This window comes from Sphaerisporangium flaviroseum (assembly GCF_039537005.1).
GTDB classification, from domain to species: domain Bacteria; phylum Actinomycetota; class Actinomycetes; order Streptosporangiales; family Streptosporangiaceae; genus Sphaerisporangium; species Sphaerisporangium flaviroseum.
This window is the reverse complement of record NZ_BAAAZR010000001.1, coordinates 271,950-292,359: the sequence shown is the minus strand read 5'-3', so window position 1 is coordinate 292,359 and position 20,410 is coordinate 271,950. Positions and strand designations below refer to the sequence as shown.

Genomic DNA, 20,410 nt, shown 5'->3' with positions numbered 1-20,410 from the left:
ACTCACTTAGGAGGACTCCGTGGCGCTGGGGGTCGGGGTGGGGGTCGGCTGCGTGGTCTTCTGGTTGCCGCCGGACTTGGTCTTCAAATCGTTGATCTTCGTCTGTCCTGCCTTGAAGTCTGCCACCGGGATGCCACGTCGCACCTGATCGCGCTCAGGCTCGGGGATCGAGGACACCGACAGCCCGGTGCTCTCGGCCACCGAGTTCAGCTGGATCGGTCCGATGGTGGTGTCGACACCGCGAAACAACACTAGCTGGTCACCCTGGGCGCCCACGTAGTACTGCTCCTGGGTCCACCTGTAGCCGAAATAACCGCCGACCCCGAGCACGACCACGAGCACGACCAGCGCGAAGACCGCGGTCGGCCACAGGCGGCGGCGCCTGACACGCCGCGGGGCGGCCACGGCGTTCGCCGCCGGGCCGCCCGCAGGCTCGTCGTCAAGGTCGTCGTCCACGATCACAGGCTGGGGAGCGGTCATCGTGGACGCCCGCCCGGCCGGGGTGTCAGGAGGTTGTGATCGGAGCCGGTTCGACCCGGCGGCGCCCACCACCGCGGCGTCACCCGCGACCACCTGGCCTTCCTCGATCTCGACGACATCGGCCACGATGCAGGTGATGTTGTCGGGACCACCGCCGCGGTTGGCGAGGTCGATCAGCTGGCGGACCACCGCGTCGGGCTCCTCGACCGTGGTCAGCGTGTGGTGCAGGGTCTCGGCGCTCACCACGCTGGAGAGACCGTCGGAACACAGGAGATAGCGGTCGTTGATCTGGGCCTCGCGTAGCGAGAGGTCGGGATCGACCTCGCCGCTCCCGTCGAGAGCCCGGAGCAGGATCGAACGCTGTGGATGGCTGGCGGCTTCCTCCTGCGTGATCCTTCCGTCGTCCACAAGCGACTGCACCAAGGTGTGATCGTGAGTGATCTGGTACAGCTCACCGTTGCGGAGAAGGTAGGCGCGGGAGTCGCCGACGTGGACAAGAGCGACACGGGTGCCTGACCACAGCATGGCCGTGAGCGTGGTGCCCATGCCTTTGAGGCTCGGGTCACGACCGACCATCTCGTGCAGCTTGCGATTGGCATCGCGCACCGCGGCCTCGATGGCGCTGAGCAGGTCCCCCCCGGATGTGTCCCGATCAAGGGACGACATGGCGGTGATGGCGACCGAACTGGCCACCTCACCGTGAGCGTGCCCACCCATACCGTCTGCGACGGCGAGCAGGCGCGGGCTCGCGTACGCCGAGTCCTCGTTTCCTTCGCGGAGGAGGCCGACGTCCGAGCGGGCGGCGTAGCGGAGTGCGATTGTCATTTGCGCAATTCGATGACGGTTTTACCGATGCGGATCGGCTGGCCGAGGTGCACCGGAGTCGGGCGGGTCACTTTCGAACGGTCGAGATACGTGCCGTTGGTCGAGCCGAGGTCTTCCACGATCCACTGACCGTCCTGGGGGAACAGCCGGGCGTGCCGGCTGGAAGCGTAATCGTCGCTGAGTACCAGCGTGGCGTCATTCGCCCGACCGATAGTGATTGGCGTCTCCGTGAGGTTGATGATGGTTCCTTGCAGGGGACCACCGGTAACGACCAGTTGTTTCGGCTCCCCCTTCTTCGGCTTGGCTGGCTGACGTGCGGGTTTGGCTGGCTTGCGCACGGCCACCGGAGCCGCCGTACGTGATCCGAACAAGTCTGTCCGGATCACACCCACCGCGGCAATCACAAAGAACCACAGCACCGCGAGGAACGCGAGCCGGATCAGCAGCAGAGTGAGCTCGGACATGGACCGTTTGTCTACCCTTAATCGCGCCGGAACACCAGGGTCGTGCGCCCCAGGGTCACTCGGGTGCCGTCCTGGAGCTCGACCCGGCGAACCGGCTGGCCGTTGACGAAAGTGCCGTTGGTTGAACCGAGATCGACGAGGGCCACATTGGATCCCTCGACTCTGAGCTCGGCATGGTGCCTGGAGACGCCTGGGTCCACCAACCGCAGATCGCAGTCGGTGCCCCGTCCGAGAAGCGTCACGGGGGTCGTGAGCTCGTATGACCGCTGGCCCTGCGGGTCGTCCTGAGTGGACACCAGCAGGCGGGGGCGGCCGCCGAACGCACTCGGCTTGCTCGCGGGAAGATCGCTGACCGGCTGCCGGATCTCGTCCTGCTCCACCGTCGCGCCCCGGATGACTCCGGAGCGGATGCGGAACAGGCCGACCGCCAGATCGTCGGCCGTCTCGAAGCGAACCCGGACAGGTCCCACGAACGAGTACCCCTGTTCCTTGGCGTACTCCCTGGCGAGGTTGGCGAGCTCATGACTGATGCTGTCGGCGTACACCTCCAGCCGCTCGCTGTCGGTCGTGGACAGCTCCACCACGAAGTCGTTGGGCACAAGAGTGCGACCCTGCGCCACGATCGCGGCTCGTTCGTCCATCTCCCGCTGCACCGCGCTGGCGACCTCGACCGGCTGAAGGTCAGATTTGAACGCCCGCGCAAAGGCCCCCTCAACCAAGCCTTCGAGCCTTCGCTCGAAGCGCTGAAGGACTCCCACCGGGTACCTCCCTTCCTCCATCGTCTAGGAGGATCGTATCCGGGTTCGGTGGCATGCACGGATCCGTGCTAGCCTTTCCACGCACTCAAAGAGGGCGAGTGGCGGAACGGCAGACGCGCACGGTTCAGGTCCGTGTGTCCGAAAGGACGTGAGGGTTCAAATCCCTCCTCGCCCACACAAACCCCGGCTGGTCGAAGCGGATGCTTCTTCCCCGGGGCCTTTGTTTTCTCCCAGGGGGACGACCCCCTGGAACCCCCGAGGACCCCGGCAGGCCGAAGCGGACGCTTCTTCCCCGGGGCCTTTGTTCTCTCCCAGGGGGACGACCCCCCAAGAGCCCCGGCATGCCGAAGCGGATGCTTCGTCCCCGGGGTCTTCGTATGAGCCCAGCGGTACGAGCCCTCCGGACGCCCAGCGGGTCGCGGAAGATCCTCCCCGCGGAGCGGTCGTGCCTTGGTGTTCGTTGTCACGTTGTTCTCCTTCGGGGTGTGGTGCTTCCCAGGAGCCGATCCTGAAACCCCGAAGGCCTGACGCCCTGTGTCTTCCGGTGGGCGCCGGCCCTTGTGACGCACAGGACACCCCTCTGGTGAAGGGGCTCCGATCAAGGTAGTCGGTGGCACTCGGGGAGAGAAACCCCAGCCGGAGGTCTGAGTCCTTTCCTTTACTCTCCAGTGTGGTTCGCCTACTCCGGATATGTAGTGCGCACGGCTTTCAGATCACTTTCGAGGCACTTGCACGCGCTGCGGAGGCCGACGTCCCGTGTCCACAGACGCGGGACCTCATCTCAGAAAATATCTCGTTATCTCACTCAGCGAGATGGATTGTCTTGTCGCACGAGACAGGACCTATCGTGCCCGCATGAGGGCACCGAATCGCTGGGCCATGCTGAGCCTCGGCGTGGCCGCGCAGGGCGCCGGCTGCGTGTTCATGTTCGGCCTGCCGTTCCTCATCCCACTACTCCGCGACAGGCTGGACCTCACGCTCGCACAGGCGGGCGTCATCGTGGGAGCCCCCAGCGCGGGGATGCTCCTCACGCTGATCGCCTGGGGCTGGCTGGCCGACCGGTACGGCGAGCGCCTGGCGATGGCCCTCGGCCTCGGCCTGGCGACGGTCTTCCTGGTGTGCGCGGCCTTCACCACCACGCCGGGTCCACTGGCCGTGCTGCTGGCGCTCGCCGGCGCATCCGGGGCCTCGGCGAACGCGGCCAGCGGCAGGGTGGTCCTCGGGTGGTTCCCCGCTGAGCGGCGGGGAGTGGCGATGGGGTGGCGGCAGACCGCCCAGCCCATCGGGGTGGCCGTCGCGGGCGCCGTCCTGCCGTCCATGGGCGGCCTGCGTGAGGCCCTGCTCCTCATGGCCGGAATCTGCCTGGTCACCGGCATCGCGGTCGTGTCGATGATGGTCGACCCGCCGCGCGGTCCCGCCAAGCCTGGAGAACGGACGGATTCGCCGTACAAGGGCTCCACGGGGCTGTGGCGCATCCACGTGGCGAGCATGCTGCTGGTCGTCCCACAGTTCGCGACCGCCACCTTCGCGCTCACCTACCTCGTCGCCGAGCGCCAATGGAACCCCGCGACCGCCGGCCAGCTCGTCGCCGTCGCGCAGTTCGCCGGAGCGGGCGGGCGGCTGCTGTGCGGGAGATGGTCCGACTGGGCGCGCAGCCGCTTACGTCCCATGCGCCGGCTCGCGGTGCTCAACGCGAGCGTGATGGTCCTGCTGGCCGTGGCCGTCCACATGGGCTCGGCGGTGGGCACCCCGTTGCTGATCGTCGCGCTCGTGATCTCGATGAGCGGCAACGGCCTGGCCTTCACCGCCGTGTCGGAGATGGCGGGCCCGGCCTGGGCGGGCCGGGCCCTGGGCGGCCAGAACACAGTGCAGAACATCGCCGCGGCGACCACTCCGGCCGTGCTCGGCGCGCTCATCACCCACACGGGGTTCGGCGCCGCCTTCGGGCTGGCAGGGGCGCTGGCCCTCGTGGCCGCGTTCGCGACACCCTCAGACGCCACCTGACCTGGCGCCGGCCGTGGCGCGCTGGCGGTCGCGGCCGGTCGCCGTGGGCGTCCGCGTGTTGAACAGCTCGCCGACGAGGTCGGTGAGGCTGACCAGGCCGACGACCCGTCCCTGCCTGTCGGTGATGAGCCCCAGATGGGCGTGGGCGTCCTGGAGAAGCGCCACGGCCTCGGGGATCGTCGTGGCGGCCTCAATGCGCGGAACGCGGTTCATGAGCCTTTCAGGGGCGCTCCCGGGATGGATCAGCGTGTCACGTACGTGCAGCACGCCGAGCACGTCCTCGGGTGTGCCGCCGTTGACCAGCAGGCGCAGGTGGCCGCTCACGGCCGCCACCTCGCGGACCAGATCGTCCGCCGCTCCGGCGGGCACGGCCGCGGCCTTCTCGATCGGTACCATCAGCCGCTCGACGGGCTGCGACTGCACCTTGAGCGCCCGGGTCAGCAGGTCGTGCTCGTCCCGGTCCAGCAGACCCATCCGGCCCGACTCGCCCACCAGCATCGCCAGCTGCGGCGGGGTGCGGGTGGTGGCGAGCTCGTCACGTGGGCGGACGCCGAAGGCGCGCAGCAGCCCGTTGGACAGGCCGTTGAGGATCGAGAGCACCGGCCGCGCGATCCACGTGAAACCGCGGAACGGCAGCCCGAGACCCATCGCCGCACGCTCCGGGTGGGTCAGGGCCCACGACTTGGGCGCCATCTCCCCCACCACCATGTGCAGGAACGTGATGATCGCCAGCGCGATGACGTACGCGACGCCCACCCGCACCGACTCGGGAAGGCCGATGAAGCCGAAGACCGGCTCAAACAGGTGCTCGATTGCCGGCTCGGTCACCATGGCCAGGCCCAGGGAGCACAGGGTGATACCGAGCTGGGCCCCGGCCAGCATGAGCGACAGCTCGCGGGCGTTGCGGAGCGCGGCCCGGCCGGCCGCCCTGGTGAGGCGGCCACCGCCACCGGCCGCTTCTTCCAGGCGGTGCCGCTTGCCGGACACCACGGCGAACTCGGCCGCGACGAACAGGCCGTTGCCGATCAGCAGGACGAGGCCGAGCAGCAGTGCGGTCAGCGTGCTCATCGGGCCTCACTCCCGGCGATCGCCGCGTCGGCGATCCGGGGCGCGAGCCGTACGCGGCCCGGGACCCTTCGCTGCACGTCGAGCACGGTGAGCAGGACGTTCTCCTCGCCGGGCCCGTTCGCGTCGAACAGGTGCAGGTCGGGCACGAGTGCCACGGTCACCTCGTCACCTGGCTCGGCCAGGCGGCCGAGGCAGGCCATGATCAGGCCGGCCACGGTGTCGTAGTCCTCGCTTTCGGGGAGCCGCAGGCCGGTGGCCCGCTCCACCTCGTCGAGCCGGAGGGTGCCGGGCACGTCCCAGGTGCCGTCATCCTGGGCCACGGCCTCGGCGGCCTCCGGGTCGTTCTCGTCCATCAGCTCGCCGACGAGTTCCTCGGCCAGGTCTTCCATCGTGACGACGCCGGCGAGCCCGCCGTACTCGTCGATGACGCACGCCAGCTCGCTGCCCGCCGTGCGCATGCGCTCCAGCAGGGCGGGGAGCGGCAGAGTGGTGGGCACGAGCAGGGGCGCGCCGGAGATGCGTTCGAGGGCGACCTCACGTGACTCCGCACGGAGCAGCTCGCGCAGGCCGGTCACGCCGACGACGTCGCCACCGTCGGCGCCCAGCACGGGGAACCGGGAGTGGCCGGAGGACTTGACGGCCTCCAGCAGGTCGGAGGCGGGCCGTCCGGCGCGGAGCGAGACGACTCGGGGCCGGGGGACCATGACGTCCTCGGCGATGCGGTCTCCGAACTCCAGCGCGCGCTCCAGCAGGTCCGACAGGCGCTCGGGAAGCTCGCCCGCGGCCCCGGACTCGGCGATGATGCGCGCCAGCTCCTCGGGGGTCGCTCCGTGCTCGACCTCCTCCACCGGCTCGACGCCGAAAAGGCGGAGCAACCGGGTGGCCGCGGTGTCGAACAGCCGGATGACGGGTCCGGCGACGGCCATGTAGATCAGCGTGGATCTGGACAACCACTTGGCGACCGGCTCGGGCCGGGCGATGCCGAGGTTCTTGGGCACCAGCTCGCCCAGCACCATCTGGACGATCGTGGCGAGCACCAGGCCGAGCGTCACCGCGATGCCGGGGATCACCGTCTCCGGCACGCCCAGGGCCGAGAGGCCGGGGCTGATCAGCGGGGTGAGGGCGGGTTCGGTGATGAAGCCCACCAGCAGCGTGGTGACGGTGATGCCGAGCTGCGCGCCCGACAACATGAACGAGAGGCGGCCGGTGACCTTGAGGGCCCGCTCCGCGGCGGCGTCGCCGGCGGCGGCCTGCTCCCGGAGCGTCGACCGGTCGGCCGCGATGAACGCGAACTCCTGCGCGACGAAGTAGCCGGTCGCGAGGGTGAGAAGAAGTACGGCCGGCAGACCGAGAACCATGGTCACAGGTCTGCCGTCCCCGATTGAATAGGGCCCGTGCCATGGCACGGGCAAGTACTCCACGGGTCGGGAGCGGACACGACTGTCCTTTCGCTAGAGGTCGTCGTTAACCGTAACGGTCAAGGCCTGGCCAATGTTTCCCGCGACACCACATTGGTGACTTACTGTGACTCTGCGTACTTTTACCTGAGAAAACGTTTGGTAACGGAGCCGCTCTCGCCGGAGCGACGGCGTAACTTCGAAGCAAAGCGCTTCAGCCACAGGACGGGGACGACAACGTGGGCGAATGGCCTGGAGACCGGTCAAGGGGGTCCGATGAGAGCGGGTCTCAGGAGGGGCCGACCCGGGCTCTGCGACGTCCGGCGGGGGCCGGCGGGCAAGGAGCGTACCCGCCGCCGGCGGGAGGCGCCGCGGGAGATCCCTACTCAGCGGGCCAGCCCGCCCACCGCCTTCCTCAAAGCTCCCGCGGTCAGGGTGGCGATCGCGGCCACGACCGTGGCGGGGACGACGACGCGACCGTGCTGGAGGCCTACCCGCAGCGCAGCGAGGCGGCGGGGGCCGATCCCGCGGCCGGGTCCGCGCGCGGCAGATCGCGCGTGTACGGCAAGCCGAGGTCCGGCGAGGCGCCGGTCCGGCCGCTGTCCAGCGTGCGCGGAGCCGAGACGCAGTCGCCCGGGGCGGGGCGGCGCGGGGGCGACGGCGGTGAGCCGAAGGCCAGGCGGCCCCGGCGGACCGGCCGCATGGTGGTGCGCATCCTGGTGATCCTGCTCGTGGTGCTGATCCTGCTGGGCCTCGGCGGGTTCTTCTGGATCAACTCCCGCATCGTCACCGTCGACTCCCTCACCGACTACGACGGCCGTCCCGCGGCCACGCCGGGCGAGGACTGGCTCCTGGTCGGCTCCGACAGCCGGGCCGGGCTGTCGGCGGCCCAGCGCAGGAAGCTCGCGACCGGCCGTGCGGTCGGCAAGCGCACCGACACGATGATGCTCCTGCACATCCCGAGCGGCAGCGGCAAGCCGACCCTCGTCAGCCTGCCCCGCGACTCCTACGTGCCCATCGACGGGCACGGAAGCGACAAGCTGAACGCCGCGTACGCCTTCGGCGGTCCCAAGCTGCTGGCCAAGACGATCGAGAAGGTCACCGACATCCGTATCGACCACTACATGGAGATCGGCTTCGGCGGCTTCGTCGGCATCGTGGACGCGATCGGCGGCGTCAACATCTGCGTCAAGCAGAACATCAAGGACCCCAAGGCGGGCATCGACCTGAAGAAGGGCTGCCAGGACATGGACGGCGGGACCGCGCTCGGGTACGTGCGCACCCGCGCGACCGGCGCGATCCCCGACTTCGAGCGCACCCAGCGCCAGCGGCAGTTCTTCGCGGCCGTGGTGAAGAAGGCGGCCGGCCCCGGCGTCCTGGCCAACCCGTTCAGGTCCGTCCCGCTGGCGATGAGCGCGACCGACTCGGTCGCGGTCGACCCGGGTACGGGGGCCTTCGACCTGCTGTCGCTCGGGCTCGCGATGAGCGATGACCCGATCGCCACGGCCGTGCCCATCGGCTCGCTCCCCACCATCAACGGCGCCTCCGTCGTGAAGTGGGACACCCAGCGTGCTCTGCGGCTCTTCAAGGCGCTCGCGGAGGACAAGCCGGTGCCGAAGGACGTCCTCGCCAAGTAGGCGGCGCCGCGCTGGAGGCAGGAGGTTCGAGAGCCCGTCGAGCGGTTAGTGTGTTGCCATGCCCGAGCTTCCCGAGGTGGAGTCGCTCGCCGAGTTCCTGCGTGACCAGGCCGTCGGCCGTTCGGTCGCGGCGGTCGACGTGGTGGCCTTCCAGGCGTTGAAGACCGTCGATCCGCCTGTCACCTCGCTGGCCGGACTGACCGTCACCGGCGTGGCCCGGCATGGCAAGTTCCTCGATCTCGACTGCGACGGGATCCACTTCATCACCCACCTTGCCCGTGGCGGCTGGCTCCGCTGGCGCGACGACCTGTCGGGCGCGAAGCCCGTCCGCCCCGGCAAGGGCCCGCTCGCGGTGCGGGTACGGCTGGCGCCGGACGACGACGGCAGGGAGCCCGGGTTCGAGCTGACCGAGGCCGGCACCCAGAAGCGGCTCGCGGTCTACGTCGTCCGCGATCCGGCCGAGGTGCCCGGCATCGCCGGGCTGGGCCCCGACCCGCTGGCGCCCGAGTTCACCGCCGAGGTGCTGAAGGGCATCCTGAGCGGTAACCGCACGCAGATCAAAGGCCTGTTGCGCGACCAGAAGGTGATCGCCGGGATCGGCAACGCCTACTCCGACGAGGTGCTGCACGCCGCCAAGATGTCCCCCTTCAAGATCGCGGCTTCGCTGACGGACGAGGCCGTCGCGGACCTGCACGAGGCGATGGTCGGCACGCTGCGGGCGGCTCTCGAGCGGTCGCGCGGCATGGCCGCGAAGGACCTCAAGAGCGAGAAGAGGTCCGGGCTGCGGGTGCACGGCCGGACCGGCCTGCAGTGCGAGGTGTGCGGAGACACGATCAGGGAGGTGTCGTTCGCCGACTCCTCCCTGCAGTACTGCCCGACCTGCCAGACCGGAGGGAAGCCCCTCGCCGACCGTAGGCTTTCCCGCCTCCTCAAGTAAGGCTCGGCGTGCCCCGTCGGCGGTCCGCGAGGGTTCCTCGCGAAAAAATACGGTCCGTTAGCGATGACAACCATCCGTTAGCGGGCGGAACGCTTGCAGAGCGGGGACAATGGACGGCATGACCGTCCCAGAGATCGAGGCCAAGGCCGTGCCCGACGACGTTTTCCTGCTCGACGTGCGGGAGCCCGACGAGTGGCAGGCGGGGCACGCTCCCACGGCCGTTCACATTCCCCTTGGCTCGCTCCAGCAACGGGTCGACGAGGTCCCGGCCGGCGTGCCCGTCTACGTCGTCTGCCGGGTCGGCGGCAGGTCCGCGAACGCCGCCGCGTGGCTCAACCATGTCGGCCGCGAGGCGATCAACGTCGGGGGCGGCATGCGGTCATGGGCGGCCGCCGGGCGCCCCATGGTGGCGGAAAACGGGGGGCAGCCCTTCGTCGCCTGAGGGCGGAGTGTAATAATTCGGTCAAAATCCATACCGCGGGAGCTCGGGCGAGACCGGGCTGAGAGGGCGGTTACCGGGGAGAGCCGGGCGCGCCGCCGACCGCATGAACCTGTCCGGGTAATGCCGGCGTAGGGAGCGTGCGATGACGTCCGCCGTCGACGAAGTGCCCCTGACACTCGACGAGGCCCCCCCGAAGACCTTGGGAGTGCTCGACCAGGGCGCGTTCTGGGCCAACCTCGGAGTGAGCCTTCTGGGCTTCTCCGGCGCCATCTACCTGCTCAACCCGCTGGGCACCGCCCCGCTCAGCCTGGTCGCGGCCGTGGTCGCGGCCGTGGTCGGCAGCCTCATCGGCACCGTGATGGTCGGTCTCGCCGCCGTGCCGGGCGCTCGTACGGGAGCGCCGGCGATGGTGCTGCTGCGCGGCCTGTTCGGAGCGCGGTTGTCGTACGTCCCGACGGTCCTGAACATCATCCAGATGCTCGGCTGGGGGGCTTTCGAGCTGTGGGTGATCGCCACCGGGGCGCGTGCCATCTTCGGTGACTCCGTGCCGTACCAGGTGTGGGTGGTGGTGGCCGGTCTGCTGACCATCGCCCTGACGATCAGGCCGCTGGGCGCCATCCGCCTGATCCGCCGCTTCGTGACGGCCGGGGTGGTCGTCGCGATGATCTGGCTGGCGGTCGCGCTGCTGCGCGAGGGCCCCACCCTGGGCGGCGGGAACTGGAACGCCTTCGCGCCGGCCGTCGACTACGTGATCGCGCTCTCGGTCTCCTGGGTGCCGGTGGCGGCCGACTACGCCCGGCACTCCCGGTCCAGCCGGGCGGCCTTCACCGGCGTGGTCACCGGCTACTCGATCGCCCAGGTCGCGTGCCTGGTCATCGGCATCGTCGCGCTGGCCCTGGTCGGGAACGACGCGAACCAGGTGTGGGGCGCGTTCGTCGCGGTGCCGCTCGGAGGGCTGTTCTTCGGCATCCTCGTGCTCCGCGAGGCCGACCAGTCGTTCGCCAACGTGTACTCCACCGCCATGTCCCTGCAGAACCTCCTGCCGAGGGTGGACCGGCGTGTCTTCTCGATCGGCGTGGGGGTGCTGACGACCGTCATCGCGCTGTTCGCGGACGTGAACTCCTACGGGGCCTTCCTGGGCCTCATCGGCGCGGTGTTCGTCCCGATGTTCGCGGTGCTGGTGGTCGACTACTTCCTGCTCGGCGGGGCCGCCAGATGGGACACCTCGGCGACGGCCCCCTCACGCTGGGGCATGGTCCTGCCCTGGGTGCTCGGCTTCGTGACGTACTGGCTGGTCACGGCGACGAGCACGGTGGCGTGGTGGGACTCGATCTGGGCGGCGGCTCGCGACGCGATCGGGTTCGAGCGACCGGTGTGGATGAACGCCGCGCTGGCCGCCTTCATGGTCTCCGCGCTGGTGACGCTGATCGTGGGCCGGGTGCGGCCGCTCAGCGGACGGCCCCTTCGAGACGAAGAAGGTGTTCCTTCGCGGTGACGCCGCCGGCGTAGCCCCCCGGCCGGCCGGGAGCCTCGATCGCCCGGTGGCAGGGAACGATGACGCAGATCGGGTTGGCCGTCAGCGCGTTGCCGATCGCGCGCAGCGCCTGCGGCCGGCCGATCCGCTCGGCGATGTCCTGAAAAGTCGTGACACTGCCGTAGGGCACCGCCATCGTCATCTGGAGCACCGTACGGGCGAACGGCGTGGCCAGGCGGAGGTCCACCGAAAGCGTGAAGGCCCGGAGCCTGCCCGAGAAGTAGGCGTCCAGCTCGCGGCGGATCGGGTCGAGGCGCCGGGGGTCGGGGCCGATGAACGAGCCGATCTCCCGGGTGATGCGCGCGAACACGACGTGCTCGTTCTCATAGCTGCACGTGACCACGCCCCGCGCGGTCACGGCGAGCGCCATCTGGCCGACCGGGGTGTCGGTCATACCGAACGCGACCTCTGGCGGGGTCTCACCGACATAGCCAGGAGCGGTCACCCGCACCAGGGCCTCGAGATCCCCTGTCGTCATGGCCGCACCCCTCCCGGTCCCGCTACCAGGCAGCGTATCGGAGCGGAGCCCTCCACCGGCCGTGACAGATGGCGCGGCGCCGATGTCTCCCAAGAGATGACCGCGAAAGGAACGGGACCGGCGAACACCACGATTCGCACCTCGAAAGTGCCAAGATGCCGTGCAAAAACAGGCACGATGGGGGTCATGAGTGACGACAGGGTAGAGAACGCCGATGACGGCTTTGCCCACGCTGTCATCGCGAGTGCTCCCAATGCCGTCGTAGCCCTCGATCGTGATCTTTCCGTCCTGGTGTGGAATCCCGCCGCCGAGCGCGTCTTCGGCTGGACGGCGGCAGAGATGACCGGGCGCCGGACGCCGCTGGTCCCGGATGAGCTCCTGGCCGAGCACAACGCGGTGCTGGAACGGGTGCGCACCGGCGGTCCGGTCTCCCTGCGCACCAAGCGCAGGCGCCGCGACGGCTCGCTGCTCGACGTGGGCGTGGACATCAGTGCGCTGCGCTCCGAGGCCGGCGCCCTGCTCGGGTACGTCAGCGTCTACCACCCTGTGGAGAACGAGGCCGCGGCCCAGGAGAAGGGCGCCCGCAGGGCGAGGCTGGTCCGGCGGCTCACCGACGTGGTGGGCGACATCAACGCGGAGCTGGAACTGTCACCGGTCCTCGACCGCATCGCCGCGAGCCTCACCGAGCTGACCGGGGCCGACGCCGGCGGGTTCGCGCTGATCGAGGGCGAGCGGCTGCGGCTGGTCAGCACCCACGGGTTGCCGGAACGGCTCCGGGGCGCGACCGGCGACCTGCGGTCGAGCCTCGTCGGCAAGCTCCTGCGCACCGGCAAGACCGTCCTGCTGGAGACCGGCGACCAGGCCGCGCTCGACGAGCTGATCTGGTCGGAGCTGCCCGGCCTGCACACCATCGCGCTCGGCGTCGCGGCGGTGGGCGGCCGGCCGTACGGGGCTCTGTACGCGCTGTTCGCCAAGCGCAAGGCCGGCCACATCGAGCTGGAGCTGCTGGAACTGCTGGCGGGGCATGCCGGTATCGCCCTGGGCAACGCGATGGCGTACCAGGACGCCGTGCGGCAGCGGGCCCACGAGCGGGCCGTCGTCGACGCCAGCGCGGACGGCATCGCGGTGCTCGACGGCAACGGGCTCGTCCGCCAGTGGAACCCCGCGGCCGAGGAACTGACCGGAGTGCCGGCCACCGAAGTGATCGGCCACCGGCCGCCGTTCCCGCTGCCCGCCGAGGGCGAGAAGCTGACCACCCAGATCGCCGGCGGTCGCTGGCTGGACGTGGTGAGCGCGGAGATCGACGAGACCGCCGAGATCGTCGTCGACTTCCGCGACGTCACACGGGCCAAGGAACTGGAGGAGGCCAAGGACCTGTTCCTCGCCACCACCAGCCACGAGCTGCGGACCCCGATCACGGTGGTGCAGGGGTTCGCCAGCACGCTCGACGCGCGCTGGGACAAGCTGTCGGACGTCGAACGGCGCTCCGCCGTCCGCATCATCGCCGAACGGGCACGGGCGCTGGGCCAGCTCATGGACCACCTGCTGCTCGGCTCGCGGGCGGGGGCCGAGGAGCTGAAGGTCCAGATCGAGAGCTTCGACCTCGCGGAGCGGGTCCGCGCCGCGACGCTCGGGATGCCGGTCCTGTCCGACCGGCACCACGTGGAGGTCGACATCCCCGGCGACCTGCCCTCGGTGGACGGCGACGCGCTGGCGACCGACATCCTGCTCGGCCAGCTTCTGGAGAACGCCTTCAAGTACTCGCCGGACGGCGGGCTGATCCGCGTGCTCGCGTGGCAGGAGCGTGATCACGTGGTCCTCGCGGTGGACGACGAAGGGGTCGGCATCGCCCCGGACGACCGTGAACGCGTCTTCGAAAGGTTCGTCCAGGCCGACAGTGGCGACCGCCGCCGGTTCGGCGGAGTGGGGCTCGGGCTCTACATCGCGCGCAGCCTCGCCCGCGCGCAGGGAGGGGACGTGACGGCGCATCCCCGCCTCGGTGGAGGCACCCGAATGAGATTCATCTTGGGTGCCACTCAGGCCTATATCGGATCCGACACACCGAAGCGGTAACGAGCTGGTCACGGATGGACTCACCTATTGTCGAATCTGCACAAGCAATGATCGCCACGCGGTTTCCAGAACCATCGAACGGGGCATTTCGGTCGTACTGGGATGTGTTTTCCTCAGGGGGAAATGCAGGAGAACGGGGAAGTGAGGGCGTCGTGCTGTTGCCGTATGCGCCGACCAGCGTCGCCGTCGCACGCCAGCGTCTCAGCGCCGATCTCGAGGCTTGGGGGGTGTTCGCCGCCGCGGTCGAGGACGCCGTCCTTGTGGTGAGCGAGCTGCTGAGCAATGCGTTGCGTCACGCACACCCACTGCCATCAGGCCAGATAAGGGCCACATGGGACTGGGCAGACGAACAACTCGAGGTCACGGTGAGTGATGGAGGAGCGGCCACGGAGCCCCGCGCGGGACGGCCGACCCTCTCCTCGCTCGGCGGACGGGGGCTCGGCATCGTCGAGTTCCTCGCTGTGCGCTGGGGCGTACGCCATGACGGTGATGTGACCACGGTGTGGGCGGTTCTCCACGCCCCGGTCGCTGTCCTTAATTCGCAAGTGAGAACGCCCGAAATAGGGGCCCTACGCGAATGTGGCTAGCCGTTCCCTGCTGATTGGGCAGGACATGCACCGTGGGCCGCCCCGGCCGCTGCCGAGCTCGCTGCCCGCAATTCGGATGACCTTCACGCCCGACGCCTCCAGGCGGGCATTCGTCTCCACGTTGCGCTCATAGGCGACCGTCACGCGGGGAGCGAGGGCGAGTGTGTTGTTGCCGTCGTCCCACTGCTCGCGTTCGGCCGTGACCGGGTCGAGCCCGGTGTCGATGACCTTGACCCGCTCGATGCCCATGGCCTGGGCCGCCGCCTCCAGGAACGGGCGGGGCTCGAAGACGCGGAGCTCTCCGTTCCCCAGCGAGGTCACGGCGTAGGCCTGGAGCGAGTAGGCGACCGGCGGATACATGACCACGGTGTCCACGTCGACCATCGTGCAGATCGTGTCGAGGTGCATGGTGGCCCGCTGCTGGGCGATCGGCACCGCCAGCACGGTGTGCGCCAGCCCGGCCGCGAAGACCCGCCTGCACAGCCGCTCCACGCCCGCCGGGGTCGTGCGCTCGCCGGTGCCCACCGCGATCACTCCGGGGGCCATGAGCAGCACGTCCCCGCCTTCCACGTGCTCCAGCCATGGCTCGTACAGGTGCTCGACACCGGCGAACCGCGGGTGGTGGGTGTAGATCAGGCGGGTCAGCATGCTCTCGCGTGTACGGGCCGGCATGGCGAGGCTGGTCACGGCCACCCGGTCGCCGATCCACACGCTGGAATCCCTGGTGAACAGCAGGTTCGGGAGCGGGTCGATGACGAAGTCGTGCCGGTCCATCAGCCCGTACACCAGCCCGCGGCCGGACTTCAGCTCCTCGCGGGCGAGCCCGGCGATCAACGTCTGGGTGAGGTCCTCGGGGTCGAGGTCCTCCAGGTGGCCCCGGGTCAGCTGCGCGAGCAGGTCGCCGAGCTGACGCTCCTCCAGCATGGCGGAGATGACCTCCTGCCGTGCCGCGTCGTACTCCAGCGTGTCCTGCAGCAGCTCGGTGAGGTACAGGACCTCGACCCCGTGGTCGCGCAGCGCCTGGGCGAAGGCGTCGTGCTCCTCCTGGGCCCTGCCGACCCACGGGATGCCGTCGAAGAGCAGTTTGTCGCTGTTACGAGGGGTCAGCCGCTTGAGTTCGGCACCGGGGCGGTGGAGCATCACCGTCTCCAGCCGCCCGACCTCGCTGTCGGCACCGTTCATGGTTCGACCCTCCGTTGGAGCACTTCGCAGAACACTTCCGACATTCAACGGTAATGGCGTGCAACTACCCCAGAGGCACCAGGACGCCAGATCACGCCGGCTTGGGGTACAAGATGGCTCGCTCGGCCGCCGTCCATGCCGTGCTCACCAGCAGGTACAGCCCCGCCGCCAGCGGGAGGAATCCCGCGACGAGGATGGTGCCGAACGGCAACAGCCGCAGGACACGAGGCCGGATGTCGCCCATACGCCGCCAGGTCATCCACGCCGTGACCGCGAGCAGCGCGAACAGTCCCAGGAAGACCAGGGCGGGCAGGCTGAACAGGCCGCTTCCCGCGAGCACGGCCGCGAAGTGGTCACCGAGCGGCACGCCCAGGGCACTCTGAACCAGCAGGAGGTTGGGATGCCCGGCGATGGTCGCCGACACGAAGACCTGGTAGGTGATCATGACGAACGGCGTCTGGGCGAGGCCGGGCATGATGCCCGCGAACATCGAGGTCCCCTCGGCGGCGTACAGCCTGGAGGTCTCCCGGTAGAGCCGCTCGGGGTCTCGGGCGAAACGCTTCTTCAGCGCCTCCACCTTGGGCGCCACGCGCAGGCGCGCCTTGTGCGCGTTCGCCTGCCGGATGCCGAGCGGCAGCAGGAGAAGGCGTACGGCGAGGGTGACCAGGATGATCGCGAAAGCCGCGCCCGTGAAGGATCCGAGGACGCTGATGAGCCGGTAGGCCGACTCGATGACGGTGTCGAACATGGTGAAGTGAGCCCCTTCGTCTATGTGGACGGACATGACGAAAGCGCCCGTGAAGCGGCGCGGCACGACGTGCCGGGACGCTCAGACGGGCGCGGGGCCTGCCGATGGAGCTCTGGGTCGCGGGCGGCCGGCGGCGGCCGGGTGGAGCTGCCGTACGAACACGGCCTGCGCGGCGCGCGGACGATGACCCATGGTCACCGTGACCGCGGGCACCGACGCCAGCCGCCCGAGAGCCCAGGCGAACAGAAGAAGGGTGACTCCCACGAGCCCGACCGTCGTCAGCGTCGCCGGGCCGGCATGCCCGGAGAGGAGCTGCGCGAGCAGCGCGACGGTGGTGTGGAAGGCGGTCACCTTACTTCGAGAGCCTTCCGACCACCGTTACCGCGGCGACGGCCACGAAGCCGATGACCGCGATGATGAGGACGAACTTGAGCACGCCGAAAATGGCGGGAATCACAAGTCCGAACACTACGTAGAGTGCGAGCAGGACGCCGAGAATGGAAAGAACGATGCGGGCCATATCCAGAAGGTACGTCGGAGCGGGCTCCGCCGCGAGGGTTGTCCGATCATTGGCGAGATCGTGACTTTCCGATCTGCACCCCGTCTTACAAAGTGGTGACGTGATTCGTGGAACTGTCCAAAACCGGCCTACCGTAGGGCGATGAACGCGACTCCCCGACCTCGGATCCTCGTGGTGGACGACGACCCGACCGTGGCCGAGGTGGTCGTCAAGTACCTGGAGCGCGACGGGCACGTGGTCGAGAGCGTGGGCGACGGAGCCGAGGCGCTGCGCAGGGCCCTGGCCAACCCGCCCGATCTGCTCGTCCTCGACCTGATGCTCCCCGGCATGGACGGCCTGCAGGTCTGCAAGAAGCTCAGGGAGCGCTGGCCGGTACCGGTGATCATGCTGACCGCTCTGGGGGAGGAGATCGACCGGGTGGTGGGCCTGGAGACCGGCGCCGACGACTACGTCACCAAGCCGTTCAGCCCCCGCGAGCTTGCCCTGCGCGTGCAGTCCGTCCTGCGGCGGGCACGCGGCGCCCTGGTCACCTCCGGCACGGGCGTGCTGCGCGACGGCGACCTGCTGGTCGACGTGGGCGCCCACGAGGTGCGGCTGCGCGATCTCGAGATCACCCTCACGGCCCGCGAGTTCGACCTGCTCGCCTACCTCATGCGCAACCCCCGGCAGGCGTTCAGCCGGGCGGCGCTGCTCGACCAGGTGTGGGGGTGGTCGTTCGGCGACACCTCCACGGTCACCGTCCACGTTCGCAGGCTGCGGGAGAAGATCGAGCCGGATCCCACCGCGCCGCGCCGCATCGTCACGGTGTGGGGCGTGGGATACCGCTACCAGCCCGTAGAGGACGACTCCGGCAAGGAGCGGCCGTGAACCTCGGCGTCGCGGCGGAATGCCGATGATCCTCCAGATCGTCGCCGTCACCGCCGGCCTCGGGCTGGTGATCGCCGGGCTCGGCCTCGCCCTCCTGTGGCTCCTGCGGGGCCGCTCCATCGGCATCATGCTGGCCGTGGTCGCGGTGGTGACCGTCGCGGCAACGCTGGCGGGAGTGGTGGCGATCACCATCGAGATGATCATCGACGGCCATCCCAAGAACGTCGTGCTCACGGTCGTGGGCGTCGCAGGCCTGGTGGGGCTCGGGGTCGCGATGGTGGTGGCCAGGCAGGTGGTCGCGGCCAGCAGAAGGCTGGTCGCCGCCGTGGAGGCGGTGTCCCCGTCGAGCGACTTCGTCCCGGCGTCCGGCAGGCTCCCCGCGGAGCTGGAGACCATCTCCAGGGCCCTGGAGCAGGCGTACGAGCGGCTGCGCGAGGGCCGGGAGCGTGAGAGGGCGCTGGAGGGCGCGCGGCGCGAGCTGGTCGCCTGGGTCAGCCACGACCTCCGCACGCCGCTGGCGGGCATGCGGGCCATGGTGGAGGCCCTGGAGGACGGGGTCGTGGCCGACGAGAAGACCGTCCGCCGCTACCACAACCAGATCAGGCTGGAGGTCGACCGGCTCTCCCACATGGTCGACGACCTTTTCGAGCTCTCGCGGATCCATGCGGGCGCCCTGCGGCTCGTCCCGCGGCGCATCGGCCTGGGCGACCTGGTGGCCGACGCCCTGGCCGGGGTGGAGGCCCTGGCCAAGGCCAAAGGAGTGCGCCTGACCGGCGAGGCCGCGCCCGTGCTGCCGGTCTACGCGGACGCCGCCGAGCTCGGACGGGCCCTGCGCAACCTCGTCGTCAACGCCATCCGGCACACCCCCGAGGACGGCACCGTGGTGGTGCGGGCCGTCGCGGACGACGGCACGGTGCGCCTGTCGGTGGCCGACTGCTGTGGCGGGATCCCCGAGGACGACCTACCACGGGTCTTCGATGTGGCCTTTCGAGGCGAGGCCGCGCGGACCCCGGGCCCCGATCGGGGCGCGGGTCTCGGTCTCGCCATCGCACGCGGCATCGTCGAAGCTCACGAAGGTGCCATCGCCGTCGTCAATGAAGGCGCGGGTTGCCGCTTCGAGATCAGGCTGCCGATCTCCGGCCCGGCGGACTGACCCCCGCTCGGAGGCCGGGCCGTCGGCGAGCCGGTAGCCCGACAGGTCGATGGACCCGGCCCCGTCCGTTCCGTTGGTGTGGAACGGGACGTCGGTGTCCATGGCGCCGTTCATCCCGGTTGACTCGCCGTTGTACCCGGAGGCGGGCTCGTAGACCGGGAGGGCGTCGAGCGCCTCCAGCATCGCCCGGAACGTCGGGCAGGGCCAGCGCCACATGCAGCTCCGGCAGCGCAGGATCGGGTGGGCGGCGTCGCTCGTGATGCCACCCGCGTCGCGAGGCTGGTGCAGGTCGAGCAGGCGGAGGCCGAGCTCGGAGAAGCAGAGCAACTCCTTGCGCGCTCCCATGAGCATGTCCAGATCGTCGACGGTGAGGCGTGTCTTGATCGGGACGTATCCATCTCGATTGATCAGGGACTGGAGTGGAAGGGCGGCGCCCCCCCAGGCGCGTGCCCTCTCCGTCCGAGCGAGGATCTCCTCCAACCGCTCACGCATGCATTGTCGCTGGGGATCCTCAGGTATCTCACTGTTCATTAGCGCTGTCGGGCCCGTCGCATTCCACGCCCGCCCCTCCTCCTCGAAGTGACGACCGGACGCGGAGGTTCCGGGCCTCCCCCCCTTCCGGCCGAGCCGGTGTCGCATAGCGTTAAGCTTCGCGCACTCAGCGTTTCCATGAGAGCTAATCGGGGAACAAAGGGCGGACGACTCTTCGGTTATCGCGGAGAACGTGACCCGGCGGCAGTACGGCGCTAGTGTGCCCGCTGTGGAGCTCAAGGTCTCGACTCGATCACATGCCGGCCACGCCATCCTGTCGGTCGTCGGCGAAATCGACCTATATACCGCGCCTCGTCTTCAGGCGGAGTTCACCCGCCTGCTGGAGACCGGGCCCGACCGGGTCGTCATAGACATGTCCGGCGTGGAGTTCTGTGACTCCACCGGCATGAACGTCCTGCTGTCCGCTCTCAAGCGGATGCGAGAACGCGGCGGCGTGCTGGAGGTGGCCTCACCACGTCCCGCCGTCCGCAAGATCCTCCAGGTCACGGGTCTCGACTCGGTGTTCACCGTGCACGACACCATTCCAGCGGAGTTGCCCACGGCGGAGCATCCGGGCTAGCGTCGGTCGGCCGTCACAGATAGCTGATCGGACGAGGAGCGATGGGCGACCCATCCGTTGAGCCCGACACCCCGGTGATCATCCCCACCAAGGATGAGCCCGACACCCCGGTGATCGCCTCTGCCAGAGATGAGCCCGGTGAGCC

Annotated in this window: 20 protein-coding genes and 1 tRNA gene; 11 read left to right on the top strand and 10 right to left on the bottom strand. The window is 69.4% G+C overall.

What is annotated here, in order from left to right; genetic code table 11:
• Positions 1 to 6 precede the first annotated feature (6 nt).
• From ABD810_RS01435 to ABD810_RS01425, 3 genes are read right to left on the bottom strand one after another with little or no spacing between them, the layout of a single operon-like run.
• On the bottom strand, positions 7 to 1,305 hold the full coding sequence (locus tag ABD810_RS01435; RefSeq protein ID WP_344933198.1) for a Stp1/IreP family PP2C-type Ser/Thr phosphatase: 1,299 nt from the start codon (positions 1,303 to 1,305) through the stop codon (positions 7 to 9).
• A complete protein-coding gene (locus ABD810_RS01430) occupies positions 1,302 to 1,769 on the bottom strand; it encodes an FHA domain-containing protein FhaB/FipA (protein WP_344933196.1) in 468 nt (155 codons plus the stop codon). The genes ABD810_RS01435 and ABD810_RS01430 overlap by 4 nt, the downstream gene beginning before the upstream one ends.
• 17 nt (positions 1,770 to 1,786) lie before the next feature.
• Positions 1,787 to 2,527, bottom strand: coding sequence for an FHA domain-containing protein (locus tag ABD810_RS01425; RefSeq protein WP_344933192.1), 741 nt, complete (start codon positions 2,525 to 2,527; stop codon positions 1,787 to 1,789).
• A gap of 92 nt (positions 2,528 to 2,619) precedes the next feature.
• Between ABD810_RS01425 and ABD810_RS01420 the strand changes: the two genes are divergently transcribed.
• Together ABD810_RS01420 and ABD810_RS01415 are read left to right on the top strand one after the other, a co-directional pair.
• A tRNA-Leu gene (locus ABD810_RS01420) sits at positions 2,620 to 2,702 on the top strand.
• A gap of 680 nt (positions 2,703 to 3,382) precedes the next feature.
• Positions 3,383 to 4,531, top strand: coding sequence for an MFS transporter (locus ABD810_RS01415; protein ID WP_344933190.1), 1,149 nt, complete (start codon positions 3,383 to 3,385; stop codon positions 4,529 to 4,531).
• Here ABD810_RS01415 and ABD810_RS01410 read toward each other — a convergent pair.
• Both ABD810_RS01410 and ABD810_RS01405 read right to left on the bottom strand, forming a co-directional pair.
• Positions 4,517 to 5,599 (bottom strand): hemolysin family protein, encoded by a 1,083-nt coding sequence (locus ABD810_RS01410; RefSeq protein WP_344933187.1) that lies wholly within the window; start codon positions 5,597 to 5,599, stop codon positions 4,517 to 4,519. The genes ABD810_RS01415 and ABD810_RS01410 overlap by 15 nt on opposite strands.
• Positions 5,596 to 6,957 (bottom strand): hemolysin family protein, encoded by a 1,362-nt coding sequence (locus ABD810_RS01405; protein ID WP_344935354.1) that lies wholly within the window; start codon positions 6,955 to 6,957, stop codon positions 5,596 to 5,598. Before ABD810_RS01405 ends, ABD810_RS01410 begins: the two co-directional genes overlap by 4 nt.
• 518 nt (positions 6,958 to 7,475) lie before the next feature.
• On the opposite strand from ABD810_RS01405, the gene ABD810_RS01400 reads away from it, so the two are divergent.
• The 4 genes from ABD810_RS01400 (at position 7,476) to ABD810_RS01385 (ending at position 11,507) form a co-directional block, all read left to right on the top strand.
• Complete coding sequence (locus ABD810_RS01400; RefSeq protein WP_344933185.1) at positions 7,476 to 8,633, top strand: LCP family protein; 1,158 nt, start codon at positions 7,476 to 7,478, stop codon at positions 8,631 to 8,633.
• 58 nt (positions 8,634 to 8,691) lie between these two features.
• Entirely contained in the window at positions 8,692 to 9,570 is an 879-nt protein-coding gene (locus ABD810_RS01395) for an Fpg/Nei family DNA glycosylase (RefSeq protein ID WP_344933184.1), read from the top strand.
• Positions 9,571 to 9,679: 109 nt separating this feature from the next.
• Positions 9,680 to 10,012: a rhodanese-like domain-containing protein gene (locus ABD810_RS01390; protein WP_344933182.1), complete on the top strand. Its 333-nt coding sequence runs from the start codon at positions 9,680 to 9,682 to the stop codon at positions 10,010 to 10,012.
• A gap of 142 nt (positions 10,013 to 10,154) precedes the next feature.
• Complete coding sequence (locus tag ABD810_RS01385; protein ID WP_344933181.1) at positions 10,155 to 11,507, top strand: purine-cytosine permease family protein; 1,353 nt, start codon at positions 10,155 to 10,157, stop codon at positions 11,505 to 11,507.
• On the opposite strand, the gene ABD810_RS01380 is transcribed toward ABD810_RS01385, so the two are convergent.
• Positions 11,461 to 12,024, bottom strand: a complete 564-nt coding sequence (locus ABD810_RS01380) for a methylated-DNA--[protein]-cysteine S-methyltransferase (protein ID WP_344933180.1) — start codon at positions 12,022 to 12,024, stop codon at positions 11,461 to 11,463. The genes ABD810_RS01385 and ABD810_RS01380 overlap by 47 nt on opposite strands.
• 186 nt (positions 12,025 to 12,210) lie before the next feature.
• Between ABD810_RS01380 and ABD810_RS01375 the strand changes: the two genes are divergently transcribed.
• Positions 12,211 to 14,097: a PAS domain-containing sensor histidine kinase gene (locus ABD810_RS01375; RefSeq protein ID WP_344933178.1), complete on the top strand. Its 1,887-nt coding sequence runs from the start codon at positions 12,211 to 12,213 to the stop codon at positions 14,095 to 14,097.
• 14 nt (positions 14,098 to 14,111) lie between these two features.
• A complete protein-coding gene (locus ABD810_RS01370) occupies positions 14,112 to 14,684 on the top strand; it encodes an ATP-binding protein (protein WP_344933176.1) in 573 nt (190 codons plus the stop codon).
• Here ABD810_RS01370 and ABD810_RS01365 read toward each other — a convergent pair.
• From ABD810_RS01365 to ABD810_RS01350, 4 genes are all read right to left on the bottom strand, one after another.
• A complete protein-coding gene (locus ABD810_RS01365; RefSeq protein ID WP_344933175.1) occupies positions 14,667 to 15,866 on the bottom strand; it encodes an arginine deiminase in 1,200 nt (399 codons plus the stop codon). The two genes, ABD810_RS01370 and ABD810_RS01365, sit on opposite strands and share 18 nt — an antisense overlap.
• A 91-nt stretch (positions 15,867 to 15,957) precedes the next feature.
• Positions 15,958 to 16,614, bottom strand: a complete 657-nt coding sequence (locus tag ABD810_RS01360; protein WP_344933174.1) for a YidC/Oxa1 family membrane protein insertase — start codon at positions 16,612 to 16,614, stop codon at positions 15,958 to 15,960.
• An 81-nt stretch (positions 16,615 to 16,695) separates the two neighbouring features.
• Positions 16,696 to 16,965, bottom strand: coding sequence for a DUF6412 domain-containing protein (locus tag ABD810_RS01355; protein ID WP_344933171.1), 270 nt, complete (start codon positions 16,963 to 16,965; stop codon positions 16,696 to 16,698).
• 1 nt (position 16,966) lies between these two features.
• Complete coding sequence (locus ABD810_RS01350; protein ID WP_344933168.1) at positions 16,967 to 17,134, bottom strand: hypothetical protein; 168 nt, start codon at positions 17,132 to 17,134, stop codon at positions 16,967 to 16,969.
• A gap of 174 nt (positions 17,135 to 17,308) precedes the next feature.
• Between ABD810_RS01350 and ABD810_RS01345 the strand changes: the two genes are divergently transcribed.
• From ABD810_RS01345 to ABD810_RS01335, 3 genes are all read left to right on the top strand, one after another.
• Entirely contained in the window at positions 17,309 to 18,001 is a 693-nt protein-coding gene (locus ABD810_RS01345; protein WP_344933166.1) for a response regulator transcription factor, read from the top strand.
• A 25-nt stretch (positions 18,002 to 18,026) separates the two neighbouring features.
• A complete protein-coding gene (locus tag ABD810_RS01340; protein WP_344933164.1) occupies positions 18,027 to 19,154 on the top strand; it encodes a sensor histidine kinase in 1,128 nt (375 codons plus the stop codon).
• A gap of 760 nt (positions 19,155 to 19,914) precedes the next feature.
• Positions 19,915 to 20,265, top strand: coding sequence for an STAS domain-containing protein (locus tag ABD810_RS01335; protein WP_344935352.1), 351 nt, complete (start codon positions 19,915 to 19,917; stop codon positions 20,263 to 20,265).
• Positions 20,266 to 20,410: the final 145 nt, after the last annotated feature.

What these genes read in the sequence shown, in the direction of transcription:
- ABD810_RS01435 (WP_344933198.1), bottom strand. Translation starts at nt 1,305, where the DNA reads ATGACAATCGCACTCCGCTACGCCGCCCGCTCGGACGTCGGCCTCCTC.
- ABD810_RS01430 (WP_344933196.1), bottom strand. Translation starts at nt 1,769, where the DNA reads ATGTCCGAGCTCACTCTGCTGCTGATCCGGCTCGCGTTCCTCGCGGTG.
- ABD810_RS01415 (WP_344933190.1), top strand. Translation starts at nt 3,383, where the DNA reads ATGAGGGCACCGAATCGCTGGGCCATGCTGAGCCTCGGCGTGGCCGCG.
- ABD810_RS01410 (WP_344933187.1), bottom strand. Translation starts at nt 5,599, where the DNA reads ATGAGCACGCTGACCGCACTGCTGCTCGGCCTCGTCCTGCTGATCGGC.
- ABD810_RS01405 (WP_344935354.1), bottom strand. Translation starts at nt 6,957, where the DNA reads ATGGTTCTCGGTCTGCCGGCCGTACTTCTTCTCACCCTCGCGACCGGC.
- ABD810_RS01395 (WP_344933184.1), top strand. Translation starts at nt 8,692, where the DNA reads ATGCCCGAGCTTCCCGAGGTGGAGTCGCTCGCCGAGTTCCTGCGTGAC.
- ABD810_RS01390 (WP_344933182.1), top strand. Translation starts at nt 9,680, where the DNA reads ATGGACGGCATGACCGTCCCAGAGATCGAGGCCAAGGCCGTGCCCGAC.
- ABD810_RS01385 (WP_344933181.1), top strand. Translation starts at nt 10,155, where the DNA reads ATGACGTCCGCCGTCGACGAAGTGCCCCTGACACTCGACGAGGCCCCC.
- ABD810_RS01380 (WP_344933180.1), bottom strand. Translation starts at nt 12,024, where the DNA reads ATGACGACAGGGGATCTCGAGGCCCTGGTGCGGGTGACCGCTCCTGGC.
- ABD810_RS01375 (WP_344933178.1), top strand. Translation starts at nt 12,211, where the DNA reads ATGAGTGACGACAGGGTAGAGAACGCCGATGACGGCTTTGCCCACGCT.
- ABD810_RS01370 (WP_344933176.1), top strand. Translation starts at nt 14,112, where the DNA reads ATGGACTCACCTATTGTCGAATCTGCACAAGCAATGATCGCCACGCGG.
- ABD810_RS01365 (WP_344933175.1), bottom strand. Translation starts at nt 15,866, where the DNA reads ATGAACGGTGCCGACAGCGAGGTCGGGCGGCTGGAGACGGTGATGCTC.
- ABD810_RS01360 (WP_344933174.1), bottom strand. Translation starts at nt 16,614, where the DNA reads ATGTTCGACACCGTCATCGAGTCGGCCTACCGGCTCATCAGCGTCCTC.
- ABD810_RS01350 (WP_344933168.1), bottom strand. Translation starts at nt 17,134, where the DNA reads ATGGCCCGCATCGTTCTTTCCATTCTCGGCGTCCTGCTCGCACTCTAC.
- ABD810_RS01340 (WP_344933164.1), top strand. Translation starts at nt 18,027, where the DNA reads ATGATCCTCCAGATCGTCGCCGTCACCGCCGGCCTCGGGCTGGTGATC.